The organism is Emticicia aquatica, assembly GCF_923079645.1.
Taxonomy (GTDB): Bacteria; Bacteroidota; Bacteroidia; order Cytophagales; family Spirosomataceae; genus Emticicia; species Emticicia aquatica.
This window is the reverse complement of sequence record NZ_CAKLPY010000002.1, coordinates 642832-655931: the sequence shown is the minus strand read 5'-3', so window position 1 is coordinate 655931 and position 13100 is coordinate 642832. Positions and strand designations below refer to the sequence as shown.

Below are 13100 nucleotides of genomic sequence, written 5' to 3'. Positions count from 1 at the left end.
TCAAAATATGACGCCTCTTTTTAATGAATATATAATTTAATTAATTGATTTTACAGAACCCGCTCCCGATGTATTTGATTTCACGGAAGCTCCACCTTTGTAACGAACGCTACTTGCACCGCTTGCTTCGGCAATAATTTTACTGGTTACATACATTTTTGCATCACTCGCTCCCGAAGCATCAATATTTGCATTGGCTACTTTAAACTCAAAAGCATTGATGTTTGACGAACCCGAAACTTCGGCATTGATGATTTGACCGTTACCAACAATTTTTAGACTCGATGCTCCTGAACAATCTAAAGATAAGTTTTTGGCATCTACATTGAAAGTTGCACTTGACGCTCCCGAAATATCAATAGCGAGTTTATCGCTATTAAAACCAGAAACAGTGGCTTTTGAAGCTCCAGAAAACTCCGCTCCAGCAAGTTTAGGCATTGTGATGCTGATATATACTTCTTTATGGTTTTTCCAGCCACTCCAATTTGATGGATAGTGAAGGTCTAAGGTGTTGTTTGAAACCTTTGCGATAATTTCTTTTACATCTTTTTCTCGTCCACGAACGTCAATTTTATAAATATTTCCTTGTGTGACCGTAATAATAAAAGAGCTGCCTAAATCTAATTTATCAAAATCGCTTAGATTATAGCTTCTTTTAAACTCTTGTGCAAAGCTTGCTGTTGTGATAAAAGCCAATAAAATGAATAGTTTTTTCATAATTTTAAAGTTTACGTTTGTTCATTAGATGCAATCAAGATGAAGAACGTTGCATAAATTGTGGGAAATTGTTCTTAGTGGAGTTTTTGGAAAGAACTCCCGTCTAAAATCTCAAAAAAGGAATAAGCATCGGCACATTTTTCTGATATGCTTTGTATTTCTCCCCAAATACTAAAACCAATTTTTTTTCTTCAAAATAAACCCCAATCAACAAATAAATCGTGACCGCAATTGCTCCTAAAAGACTTTTGGTGGAGGCATCAGCTACAAATAGTCCCCAGAATAATAACAAAATTCCGAAGTAAATAGGGTGTCGCACATACTGCAATAATCCATCAGTTTTGAATGCGGGAATTTCATCCTGTTTCTTGAAATGTATGCCGCTAAATTCGCCTAAATCGTAACCTTGTAGAGCAATTGCTATAAAAATTGTACCTAAAACTGAAATAAATTTTCCGCTAATAGCTTCATAATCAGATACTTGCCAAAGAGTATTTTTTTCTGTAGAAAACTGTAATGCTAAAACTGGAATTAGTAAAACAAAAGCGATTACATTATAAAATAATCGGTAAAATCGTACATATTTACCCATTTTTTCTGCCACAAAATTTTTAAAATAATTGCTCGCCATCAAGCTATGAATAGCTCCATAAAATAGCCATGAAAAAAAAAGTAGTATGAGCATAAATCAAGTGTGAAAACGATTAATTAATATTTAAAAAAATAAACAACATTGAAACCTAATAATACAAATTTCCGTACTTATAAAAAAAGTAGCCGAGATTTATCTAGTGAATGATATTTATATTCGTAACCTAATTTAGAAAACAAATAGTCCTCAAATTTGGGGACTATTTTATTATTAAAGTAAAAAAGGTCTTGAACTTAATTTTCAAGACCTTTTTTATAAATATAAACTAAGCGTATTTATCTTAAATCAACAACCTCAACACCTGGATATTTTTTCTTATCGAAAGTAAATATTTTGTCATCAGCAGGGGCATTTGGCATAAATTTGTCAACACGAAAAACAGTACGTTTGCCATTTTTATCCCAAACTTTCCAAGATTTTACTGATTTATCTTTTTTGTCAACTTTGATTTGAACTTTGGCAACTTTACTTGATTTATCTTCTGGAGAAAGCTCAACAACTTCGTATAATTGACTTCCTTCTTTTATTTCTTCCAAGAAAACATATTTGTACCCTTTTTTGTAAATGGTATAAATTTTAGTTGGCGAAAGGGCATCCATTTCTGATGGATTGAAGTCGGTTACTTGACATTCGTTTGTTTCTTTTGTATAGCTATAAAGTTCTTTACCGTTCGTAAAAACTTCTTGCCCTAACATTTTTAAGCGGAATTTTGCACCTTTTACAGTTACATCACCTTTGTAAGATTCAGTAAGTTTTGCGTTAGAACCTTCAACTCCGTAGGTAAAAGCAGCACTAAACGACTTCATTGTTTGGTATTTTTTGCTCATTTCATCCAAAATCGCAGTTGCTTTTTTGTCTTTTTGAGCCATGACCAAATTACTAAATAGTAATAATTGGGCAGATAAAACCAGTATTTTTTTCATTTCTTTAAAAGGTAAATTTTATATTTTACTATTAGACGAGATTTTTACTAAAAGGATTAAAATATACTATAAATGCTAGTACTATTAAACAATTTAGACGCAAAAATAATTCAAAAGGTTGTTTTTAACGCAACTTTCTCAAAATTTCCTCTAAATGTTCCATATCTTTTACTAAAACCTCTCGTGCTTTGCTGCCTTCAAAAGGGCCAACAATGCCCGCTCCTTCAAGTTGGTCAATTATACGTCCCGCACGGTTGTATCCTAATTTCATTTTTCGTTGAATGAGCGAAGTACTACCTTGCTGATGAGAAACCAACAGTCGAGCGGCATCATCAAACATTGCATCCAATTCTGAAGCATCAAAATCAGGCGTTTCGCCTTCTTCATCGCCATAAAACTCTGGTAATAAATAGGCAGATTCGTATGCTTTTTGGCTGCCAATAAAATCACAGATTTCTTCAACTTCTGGTGTATCAACGAATGGACATTGCAAACGAACCATGTCCGAACCCATAGAAAGCAACATATCACCGTTTCCAACCAACTGCTCTGAGCCTCCCGTATCCAAAATTGTTCGAGAATCAATTTTAGATGTAACTTTAAACGACAAACGAGCAGGGAAGTTTGCTTTAATCAAACCCGTAATGACATTGACGGATGGCCGTTGTGTTGCAACAATCAAGTGAATTCCGATAGCACGGGCCAATTGAGCCAAACGAGCAATTGGTTGTTCGACTTCTTTTCCAGCTGTCATCATCAAATCAGCAAGTTCATCAATGACCAACACAATGTACGGTAAATAACGGTGTCCTTTTTCTGGATTTAACCTTCTTTGAACAAACTTAACATTGTATTCTTTGATATTTCGTACACCTGCGTCTTTCAGCAAATTGTAGCGATTATCCATTTCGATACAAAGCGAATTGAGTGTATAAACAACTTTTTTGGTATCGGTGATAATTGCTTCTTCTGCATTTGGTAGCATTGCCAAGAAATGCCGTTCGATTTTATTATAAAGCGTAAGCTCAACTTTTTTAGGGTCAACCAATACAAATTTTATTTGAGCAGGATGTTTTTTGTAAAGCAACGATGCCAAAATCACATTCAAACCAACAGATTTCCCTTGTCCAGTTGCTCCAGCCATGAGTAAATGCGGCATTTTGGCTAAGTCAGTTACAAATATTTCGTTTGAAATAGTTTTTCCGAGAATTATCGGTAAATCAAAGTTTGATTTTTGAAATTTATCACTCGCAATCACCGATTTCATGGTTACCATTTCACGGTTTTTATTCGGAACTTCAATACCAATTGTGCCTTTACCTGGCATTGGAGCAATAATACGAATGCCTAATGCCGCCAAATTAAGGGCAATATCATCTTCCAAGTTTTTGATTTTTGAAATACGAATACCAGCTTCTGGAACAATTTCGTAAAGCGTAACCGTTGGCCCAATCGTAGCTTTGATACTAGCAATTCCAATCTGAAAATTACGCATCGTTTCTACGATATTATTTTTGTTGGCTTCTAATTCTTCTTCAGTTACTTTCGTTCCCGTATTTCCGTATTCGCTCAAAAGTGTTAGCGGAGGATACTGATAATTACCTAAATCTAGTGTTGGGTCGAATAACCCAAAATCTTTAAGAACTTTTTCATTTACGCCATCATCATCCAAATCATTTTCAAAAATCTCTTCGTCAGCGTGATTATCTTCGATAGTAAAAGTTGGTCCACCTTTAAATGGCTCATTCGGCAATGTATTTTTTTCAGGAATTTCTACTTCCAGTTTTATGGGTTTTTCTTCAAAAGGTTTTGGTACTACAATATCTTCTATGCTAATTTTTAAGGAATCTATTTTTTCCTCTTTGTTGATAATTGGCGGAGTTACAGGGTTTCTAAAGTTGTTATTTTCGTATTGCTCATCATCAATGGTTTCGACTTGTACTGCTCTACGAATACGTTCAGTCGAAATATCTTCGTCTTCATTTTCTTCTTCACGAGGGTCACGTTTGAAATATTTGGCAAAAAACCAATCGTCGATTTCGGTGTAGCCGTGGAAGAATATTAACCAACCAGCCAAAAACAATGCAATAATCAAAATTCCACCCCAACCAACCGCCTGTTGAAAAAATTGATTGACGGCATAACCAAGTCCCCCACAAATAATTCCTGCTGATAAATCAAAAATCGAAGTAAAGTAACCAAAGAAAATGCTAGACCAAATGATATAAAAAATACTTGCAATCGTAAAACGATTAAAACTATACGGTAAAAGGTCTTTTTTGAAAACTAGGCTGTAACCAGCCCAAACAATTACAGGAAGCCAACCAAATGCAGCTAAACCAAACCATTGAAAAATAAAGAAGTGAGATAAATAAGCTCCCATTATTCCCATGATATTGCTGGCTTTTCGGTCGGTTTGAGCAAGCGAATTTTTGAATGCTTTCTGGACAATATCTTGGTCAGCATCGCCCGTAAAAAGATATGAGGCAAAAGAAAGAAGCAAAATTACTGACAAAATCAGTAAAAAAATGCCAAAAGCAAGCTTATAACTGTCTTTGCTGACGTTTAACTCAAGTGTTGTTTGAGTTCCGCCGCCGCCGCCTCCTGAAGAATTGCGTGGCGTATTCTTCGGCGGTTGTTTTTTGCGAAAAGTATTATTAGGCATCGTTATGGGCTAGGAAAAGCAATACATTTTAAAGACAAATATATGAATTTTAGTATAAAATCATTCCTAAAAGACAACAATTTTGCTTTTTAAAGCCTTTTTTTAGCCATACTTTCTCACTATCTTTGTTGCAATACCTGTTTATTTAGATAAAATGTCGAAAAAAAAAATAGTAAAAGTCCGAACAGAAAGCACGCTTTCCTCATCCGATATTAATTTCATAAAACACAATGCAACGACCTTCACGCTTGGACAATTAGTTGGTCGCTTGGGGCGTTCTGAAATCACAATCAAAAATTACCTCAAACTACTTGGATTAGAAACGCTTGAAAAATCTATCATTTCATCTGCGGCGGTATTCTGATTTTTTTGTTTAATCTACCTAATTAATTGACAAAGTTAAAATGTCTTCACATCATATTGTAAGAGAAAAACAAGAGCCTGCTCTTATCATTGCGAACGGCGAAAGTTGTAGTTTTGAGCTACTCGGTCAGCTACTCGAATGGAGCCCTTTTGTAGTAGTTCTTGACAGTGCCATCCACCGAGTAATGTCTCTCGGAATTAAGGTAGATGTGCTTTTAGGAGACTTTGATAGTCAATTTGATTTAGAAGAGATAGAACAAAGTCAGTATCCAATTGAGATTATTCACACACCAAATCAAGACAAAACTGACCTTGAAAAAGCCTTTGATTTTTTGATTGAAAGGGGCTTTCCTGCGGCCAATGTTGTGTGGGCAACTGGCCGCCGAGCTGACCATTCAATAACAAATATGACCAACATCGTTCGTTACAAAAGTAAACTTCATATCGTAATGATAGATGATTATTCGATTATCTATCCACTTCTTCCTGCACCCGCTGTGTTTGAGAAATGGTACGTAAAAGGCGTTCAAATTTCACTTATTCCGATAGGAAATGCCAAAAAAATTAGTACACAAAACTTGATGTATCCGCTTGATAATGATAGTCTTACACTAGGTTATCGTTCAGGAAATAGCAATGAAGTGGCCGAAGATGGAATAGTTAGGGTATCTTATGAGTCGGGAGATTTGTTATTGATGGAGTGTCACGATTAATCATAATTATTTTTTTATGTGGATAACTTTTTTAGGTTTTATTTTTTTTTCTGAAAATAAAACATTTACATTTGTCAACCAAAGTACAACCCATAACCACTTCACTAAAAGCCCAAAAAGGAAAAGAAAAAACTATTTACTTTGTGTGGATAACTTTTTTATTTCACTTTTCCAATCCACAATTTAAGTAACTAACTGATTATTAGGGCTTAATAATTCCTTAACATTACACTATTTAATTATTGCTAATTACATATAGATTTTTAATTTTTATATGCCTTGACAATTTACTAATTTTACACTTGTTGTTTCGCTCAGGAAATTATAAGTATAAAGTTTCAAACTGCAATTCTATAAAGAAAAGTCTATTCTAGTCGAACCCAAAAAGTGACTGGCGGTCACAAAATATAAATAATAATAGTTAAGTAAATTTATCATTATCTAAGCCCATTTCATGGACTAAGAGTAAACCTTGTTGTGAATCCCTAAAACCCTTTTTAAGGCTGCCTATGTATGTAATTAAGAGAGACGGACGCCGCGAGTCGGTAAAGTTCGACAAAATCACTGCTCGTATTGAGCGACTTTGCTACGGCTTAGAACCAGCATTTGTCCAACCCGTTGAAGTTGCCATGAAAGTAGTGGCTGGTATCTATGATGGAGTTAGTACCTCCGAATTAGATAGTCTAGCTGCTGAAACCGCCGCTTCGATGACAACCAAGCATCCAGATTATGCTATTTTGGCAGCTCGGATTGCTATTTCAAACTTACACAAAAACACACTCAAGTCTTTTTCGGGTACAATGAAAATGTTGTATCATTACACAGACCCGAAAACTGACCAAAATGCGTCACTAATTGCAAAAGAAACTTGGAAGGTAATTCAGAAACACGCAGCTATGCTTGATTCTGCTATTATTTATGACCGAGATTTTGGATATGATTATTTTGGTTACAAAACGCTTGAAAAATCATATTTACTAAAGTTAAACGGTAAAATCGTAGAACGCCCACAACACATGCTTATGCGTGTTGCTGTTGGTATTCATGGAGATGATATTGACAGTGTCATCGAAACATACGAGCTACTCTCGGAGCGTTGGTTTACACACGCTACGCCTACATTATTTAACGCTGGAACTCCAAAACCACAGTTGTCTTCTTGTTTCTTGCTTACAATGAAAGAAGATAGCATCACTGGAATTTATGAAACTTTAGGGCAAACAGCTCAGATTTCGCAATCTGCGGGTGGAATTGGCTTGGCTATTCATAATGTTCGTGCAACTGGGTCTTATATTAAAGGTACAAACGGAACTTCTAATGGTATCGTGCCGATGCTTCGTGTTTTCAATGACACCGCTCGCTACGTTGACCAAGGTGGTGGAAAAAGAAAAGGGTCGTTTGCTATTTATATTGAACCATGGCACGCAGATATTTTTGAATTCTTGGATTTAAAGAAAAATCATGGAAAAGAAGAGCTCCGTGCGAGAGATTTATTCTATGCTCTCTGGATTTCTGACTTATTCATGAAACGTGTAGAGGCAAATGAGACTTGGTCATTATTCTGCCCTCACGAAGCTCCTGGCTTATCAGATTGCTACGGTGATGAATTCGAGAAATTGTATGAAAAATACGAATTAGAAGGCAAAGCTCGCAAAACAATTAAAGCACAAGACCTTTGGTTTGCAGTAATGGAGTCTCAGATTGAGACAGGAACGCCTTATATGTTGTATAAAGATGCTGCTAATAGAAAATCGAATCAGAAGAACTTAGGAACGATAAAATCGTCGAACCTCTGTACAGAGATTATTGAATATACAGCTCCTGATGAAGTAGCGGTTTGTAATTTGGCTTCTATCGCATTGCCAAAATATATCGTTAAAGATGAAAAAACAGGATTTTCAAGATTCGACCATCAAAAATTGTACGAAGTAACAAAGGTTATTACTAAAAACCTTAACAAGGTGATTGATGTAAATTACTATCCTGTTCCAGAAGCAGAGCGTAGTAATCTTCGCCATCGACCAATTGGTTTAGGGATTCAAGGTTTGGCCGATGCTTTTATTTTGTTGAGAATGCCTTTTGAATCTGACGAAGCTCGTCGATTGAACAAAGACATTTTTGAAACCATCTACTATGCGGCGATGGAAGCTTCAATGGAATTGGCAATAAAAGAAGGAACATATCCTACTTGGGAAGGTTCTCCGATTTCAAAAGGAGTTTTCCAGTTTGATATGTGGAATGTAACGCCAGATTCTGGTCGTTGGAACTGGGAAGAATTACGTGAAAAAGTGATGAAAAATGGTGTAAGAAACTCATTATTAGTTGCTCCAATGCCAACGGCTTCTACAAGTCAAATCTTGGGCAACAATGAATGTTTTGAGCCTTATACATCAAATATTTATACACGTCGTGTACTTTCAGGCGAATTTGTGGTTGTAAATAAACATTTACTGAAAGATTTAGTGAAAATCGGTTTGTGGAATGATACCATGAAAAACAAATTGATTGCTGCTAATGGTTCGGTACAAGCTATTCCAGAAATCCCTCAAAACCTGAAAGATTTGTACCGCACGGCTTGGGAAATTAAGCAAAAAACAATTGTTGATATGGCAGCGGAAAGAGGGGCATATATTTGCCAAAGTCAATCGCTCAATATTTTCATGGAAAATGCTAATTTCGGAAAACTTACTTCGATGCACTTTTATGCTTGGAAAGCAGGTTTGAAAACGGGAATGTATTACTTACGTACAAAAGCCGCTTCGGATGCCGTGAAGTTTACTGTTGATAGACAAGCGATTGCAGAAGTAATGCCAGCTACATCAGTTGTTGAAGAAAAACCATTGGATTACGCAAAATATGCAGAAGAACAAACAGCTAAAGCTGCTGCTGCTGCCACTTTTGCTAGTGAAGAAGAATATCAGTACGCAGCAATGCAATGTTCGCTTGACGACCCAGAAGGTTGTGAAATGTGTGGTTCATAAGGGATTCCGACTTAACTCTTTCTTAATATAAAATTATAACAAAACCACCTCTTAAGGGTGGTTTTGTTGGTTTTATAGGTAAAAAACGAATTAAAGTTAATTTTTTATTTCTACGAATGCCTCCGAACTGAAATATCCGTCGGTCAACAATATTCTATAAACAGTCGCATTGTCGGCAGCGTAGAAAGAGAATGAATTTGACTGAAGCTTTGGTTGCCAAAAAATAGTTGTTCTGAAATCAGGTTTTCCTGAATCTTTGGCTTGTGCGGTTGCATAATTGGGGCTAAAAAACGGTTTTGTTTCTTGAAAACCAATCATTGTCAATTGTCTAGCATTTGATTTCAAACCTGTATTATTTCTTTCTGATGGTTTAGAAACAGAAGATTTCGTGTAAATCGCAATAACGCCATTTGCTCCTCTTGAACCAAACATGGCACGAGCTGTTTTCAAAACTTCGATTCTATCAATATTATCCGAACTGATATTCATCAAAGAATTTACATCTTCAACAGGAAAACCATCAATCAAAAATAACGGTGCAGCATCGCCTTCGATAGAGTTTTGGCCACCTCGCATTCTGACTTTGATAATGCCATCAACTGCCAAAGTTACTTGTAAACCTGGTACTCGACCTTGTAAGGCAAGAACTGGATTCATACCAACATTGGCTGCTCCAATATCTTTAGCATAGACCGTAAAATCAGGATTTCCGTAAATGGGTTTGCTTATAATTTGTTGTTCGGTACGTTTGGTTTTTACGCTAACTTCATCTAAATGAATCGCATCTTTGGGTAAATCAATGTCTTTTTCAACTAGAATTGCTGAATTTAACGTTTTTATCTCATAAGTAGTTTTGATTGTAATGGGTTTGATTGATGGAAAATCTTCGGTATCAAATAAAACCTTTTCGAGCAAACGACCTTTTAAATCCGTTGCTTGATAGCTTATTTCGGTGGTATCGGTTAATTGAATTCCCGAAACCGAAAACCGCCCTTCGGAATCAGTTACGGCGGTAACAGTTGAATTTGTTTTCCCAAAAAATAAAATTAAATTGGCTAAAACAGGATTATCTTTTTTATCCAAAACTTTTCCAGAAAGCGTTAATCCTGTTTCTGCTAAAAATTTAAAGTCGGGTAAAACCTTGAAACTTGATGCCGATAAGAAAGGTTTTGCTTTGGATTCTAAAGATTTTATTCGACGAATAGCGATTGTATCGGTTACAGAAACAGTCAAATTTTTACTTTTAATGCCCTCAACCTGAAAACTGATTTTTTCACGAGGATGGTATGTGTTTTTGTCTGTAATAAGTTTTGCCGAACTCGATTTAGCGGCTGCCAAATGCTGTTCAACAATAAACTGTTTGGGAGAAATTACAGGAACAATTTGTTCAAAAAGACATGAATCTCCAAAATTTCGCATCCATTTTGAGTAGGCTCGTAAGCGATAACTGCCTAAAGCGATTTTGGCAGGAATAGTAAACATTCCATGAAAACTGAGCGAATCTATGTGGTATTTCTGACGAGAAATCAGTTCATTTTGTGGATTTATCCATTCAACATAAACCAATTTACTAATCGAATCTTTCATACTGGCATCCGCATAAAGCATTTTTCCTGAAAACCACAGATTTTCACCTGGATGATAATACGATTTGTTGCTAGTCAATTGTATTTGTTCTTGTAAACGCCAAATATTATTTTGTGTCGTTGAATCAAGTTCAACAGTTGTTTTTGTCTTTGGAAGCTCTCGTTGAATCGTTTCATTGGGTAAATAATCGAGTGGGAGCATTTCGGCCAAGCGTTTGCTACTTATAAAACCTGCGGTTATCAAATCTTTTGGATTTTGAATAATGCCCTTATCGTTAAAATCTAAGTCTTTGACATTTTCAATCCATGAAATTAAGCGATTATCATCACGATAAAATTGGCCATTAAAATAAGGACTAGAAAAGTGCAATTCGATACGTTTTGGAAATTTTATCCGAAATTCATTAGTAATTCGACCTTGTTTTATGAGTGAATCAATGGGGAATGCTAAAATACTTTTCCCAAGTTGACCATAAAAATTGGCCGTTCTATTGGCAGGATTGAAGCCAGCGGCATCAATAAAAGCCTCATAACCTTCTGACTTTAATTTATGTTGAGCCAACGACCAAAACAAATGTCTGTCAGAGCCTTCAAATGCCATTCTTCGGTTCAAAGACCATTTTTTTTCTTCTTTTTCGCCGACAGGTTTCAACTCCTCAAAACGGGCGTAGCCTTGGTATTGAATTTCATCGTTTGATAATAAAAAACTTGTTAATGTAAAAAAAACTCGATAGCCTAAAGCCAAGTTTTCTAGTTCGATTGGACGAGAGGCAATTGCTCTTAATCCTCCTTTAACTTCTTGAAAATCAATAAGATAGCTATTTTTAAAAGTGCAAGCTTTGGCTAAAGGAGTATCGCCTAAAATTGCTTTTGAAAACCGCTGAAATTGCTTTTCCCAAGTTTTATCACGGCTGCTTGAAACTTTAACTTCGCTGAGTTCTTGCTCGTTTGGACTCAAAGTAAAATCAATTTCTTTGTTCATAGAAGTTTCAACTCGCAATGTTTGGCGTGCAGGAGCGTAACCAAGCATTGAAACTGAAACAATGACTGTTCCGAAAGGAATTTTTGTAAGAGAATACTCACCTTTTTCGTTGGTGGTTGTGCCTTTGGTTGTGTTGGCAATGAAAACATTGGCAAACGGCACAACATCGGCTGTTTTGGCATCGCGAACGACACCCGATACCGAAAAAGTTTGAGCTGAAATTTGTGTGATTATAAAGAAAAAAAGGATTGTTTTGTAAATGTTTTGGCGATAAAATAGCGTCATGTTTAGAAGTAGTGATAGTTGTTTTAGATTTACTTTTCAAAACTAACGAAATTATTAGTTGATCGAATACATTTCAGTCAAATTCTTTGTTGAATTAAAGCATGAATTTACTTGATAACTGGAAAATAGACATTAGTTGAATGGGCAAAAATATTAAGAAAAGTCATAATTTTGTTTTAGCAATCAACTTCCAAAAAGATTAAATAAATAAAATGAGCAACAAAAAAAACTATGGTGATTCATTGGCAGAAAACGTAGCTGTCTATTTACAAAATGGAAAATGTCTTACCTACGAGCACAAAGAATATTGTGGAACTGGATTAATTTTTGAGGACAATGTTTACTATTATTGTGAAGTATATGATGGGTCAACATTTCGGGAAATATTAGCTTTTGATACAAAAAAAAAGTTTGTAACCTGGTTGGCAAAACAAAGCGACTATTCAATGTCTCGAATTGATGAAGAAGGAATAAGTGAGTTTTCGGTTAATAATCAATGTATAACCAAAGAAAGACTTACAAATTTGGCCGAATGGGTAGAAAGAAATGAATGGATTGGGGTTGCCAAAAAATGGATAATGTGATTATGGCGTATTTTTTAAAGAAAAGTCTATGATTTTTTGCAGGAAAATATTTCTATCAAAATGTTTATCAAATTGTGTGACTGATTCAAAGACTTGACTTCCATCAGGGTGGAGGTCAAGTTGAAAAGAATCAACACTTGCGGAAGAAATTGTATCTAAATCAAAACCAGTTGTTTCGAGGATAACTTGTTGATAATGAGTATAAAAGGTTTTTATTTGAATCGTTTTTAGAATTTGTCCGAAAGCGATAATCCATTCGCTTTTGTACCATAGAAAATTAAAAATGCTGCCTTTCTGAAAACTTTTATTTGATAGATAAGAAACATAAATCATTCTTTCTTCTAAGCTCAAAGTAGCAAAAAAATCGTCATAAGGAAAGTTGTTTTGCTTCCAAATTTCTTCTTTTGGACGAATGTTTTTTCTGAAAATTTCCTTTAATTGTAATTCAGAAGTATCATTTTCAAACGTAAAATGTATTTTCTCAGAAAAGACATTTTCTTGAAATAAATTGAAAAGCCCACGTTGAGGGTCATGCTCAAATTTTGCTATTTTTCGATTAGATTTCAATAAACGAAGAGCAAAAACGATAAGTAACAGTAATTTGAATATGACCCAAAAGTGTTTCATGGCTGAAAACTTAAAATTGAAT

General features: G+C 35.3%; 10 protein-coding genes. 4 read left to right on the top strand and 6 right to left on the bottom strand.

Annotated elements, in window-relative coordinates; all coding sequences use genetic code 11:
* Positions 1-36: 36 nt before the first annotated feature.
* From MJQ71_RS12460 to MJQ71_RS12445, 4 genes are all read right to left on the bottom strand, one after another.
* A complete protein-coding gene (locus MJQ71_RS12460) occupies positions 37-717 on the bottom strand; it encodes a head GIN domain-containing protein (protein ID WP_238806952.1) in 681 nt (226 codons plus the stop codon).
* Between the two features lie 103 nt (positions 718-820).
* Positions 821-1402 (bottom strand): methyltransferase family protein, encoded by a 582-nt coding sequence (locus MJQ71_RS12455; RefSeq protein ID WP_238806951.1) that lies wholly within the window; start codon positions 1400-1402, stop codon positions 821-823.
* A 242-nt stretch (positions 1403-1644) separates the two neighbouring features.
* Positions 1645-2292 (bottom strand): outer membrane lipoprotein periplasmic chaperone LolA1, encoded by a 648-nt coding sequence (gene lolA1, locus MJQ71_RS12450; RefSeq protein ID WP_238806950.1) that lies wholly within the window; start codon positions 2290-2292, stop codon positions 1645-1647.
* A gap of 124 nt (positions 2293-2416) precedes the next feature.
* Complete coding sequence (locus MJQ71_RS12445) at positions 2417-4957, bottom strand: FtsK/SpoIIIE family DNA translocase (protein WP_238806949.1); 2541 nt, start codon at positions 4955-4957, stop codon at positions 2417-2419.
* 154 nt (positions 4958-5111) lie between these two features.
* Here MJQ71_RS12445 and MJQ71_RS12440 point away from each other — a divergent pair, with 154 nt between their 5' ends.
* The 3 genes from MJQ71_RS12440 to MJQ71_RS12430 all read left to right on the top strand — a co-directional run bounded on the left by MJQ71_RS12440 (position 5112) and on the right by MJQ71_RS12430 (position 9014).
* Entirely contained in the window at positions 5112-5321 is a 210-nt protein-coding gene (locus tag MJQ71_RS12440) for a hypothetical protein (protein WP_238806948.1), read from the top strand.
* Positions 5322-5361: 40 nt separating this feature from the next.
* Entirely contained in the window at positions 5362-6033 is a 672-nt protein-coding gene (locus MJQ71_RS12435) for a thiamine diphosphokinase (RefSeq protein WP_238806947.1), read from the top strand.
* A 509-nt stretch (positions 6034-6542) separates the two neighbouring features.
* Positions 6543-9014 (top strand): ribonucleoside-diphosphate reductase subunit alpha, encoded by a 2472-nt coding sequence (locus MJQ71_RS12430; protein ID WP_238806946.1) that lies wholly within the window; start codon positions 6543-6545, stop codon positions 9012-9014.
* Between the two features lie 96 nt (positions 9015-9110).
* On the opposite strand, the gene MJQ71_RS12425 is transcribed toward MJQ71_RS12430, so the two are convergent.
* Positions 9111-11867, bottom strand: a complete 2757-nt coding sequence (locus tag MJQ71_RS12425) for a carboxypeptidase-like regulatory domain-containing protein (protein WP_238806945.1) — start codon at positions 11865-11867, stop codon at positions 9111-9113.
* 212 nt (positions 11868-12079) lie between these two features.
* Between MJQ71_RS12425 and MJQ71_RS12420 the strand changes: the two genes are divergently transcribed.
* On the top strand, positions 12080-12451 hold the full coding sequence (locus MJQ71_RS12420; RefSeq protein WP_238806944.1) for a hypothetical protein: 372 nt from the start codon (positions 12080-12082) through the stop codon (positions 12449-12451).
* Here MJQ71_RS12420 and MJQ71_RS12415 read toward each other — a convergent pair whose 3' ends face one another.
* A complete protein-coding gene (locus MJQ71_RS12415) occupies positions 12452-13078 on the bottom strand; it encodes a hypothetical protein (RefSeq protein ID WP_238806943.1) in 627 nt (208 codons plus the stop codon). It abuts the gene before it with no gap.
* Between the last annotated feature and the right edge of the window lie 22 nt (positions 13079-13100).

What these genes read in the sequence shown, in the direction of transcription:
- MJQ71_RS12445 (WP_238806949.1), bottom strand. Translation starts at nt 4,957, where the DNA reads ATGCCTAATAATACTTTTCGCAAAAAACAACCGCCGAAGAATACGCCA.
- MJQ71_RS12415 (WP_238806943.1), bottom strand. Translation starts at nt 13,078, where the DNA reads ATGAAACACTTTTGGGTCATATTCAAATTACTGTTACTTATCGTTTTT.
- MJQ71_RS12430 (WP_238806946.1), top strand. Translation starts at nt 6,543, where the DNA reads ATGTATGTAATTAAGAGAGACGGACGCCGCGAGTCGGTAAAGTTCGAC.
- MJQ71_RS12460 (WP_238806952.1), bottom strand. Translation starts at nt 717, where the DNA reads ATGAAAAAACTATTCATTTTATTGGCTTTTATCACAACAGCAAGCTTT.
- MJQ71_RS12455 (WP_238806951.1), bottom strand. Translation starts at nt 1,402, where the DNA reads ATGCTCATACTACTTTTTTTTTCATGGCTATTTTATGGAGCTATTCAT.
- MJQ71_RS12440 (WP_238806948.1), top strand. Translation starts at nt 5,112, where the DNA reads ATGTCGAAAAAAAAAATAGTAAAAGTCCGAACAGAAAGCACGCTTTCC.
- lolA1 (WP_238806950.1), bottom strand. Translation starts at nt 2,292, where the DNA reads ATGAAAAAAATACTGGTTTTATCTGCCCAATTATTACTATTTAGTAAT.
- MJQ71_RS12435 (WP_238806947.1), top strand. Translation starts at nt 5,362, where the DNA reads ATGTCTTCACATCATATTGTAAGAGAAAAACAAGAGCCTGCTCTTATC.
- MJQ71_RS12425 (WP_238806945.1), bottom strand. Translation starts at nt 11,867, where the DNA reads ATGACGCTATTTTATCGCCAAAACATTTACAAAACAATCCTTTTTTTC.
- MJQ71_RS12420 (WP_238806944.1), top strand. Translation starts at nt 12,080, where the DNA reads ATGAGCAACAAAAAAAACTATGGTGATTCATTGGCAGAAAACGTAGCT.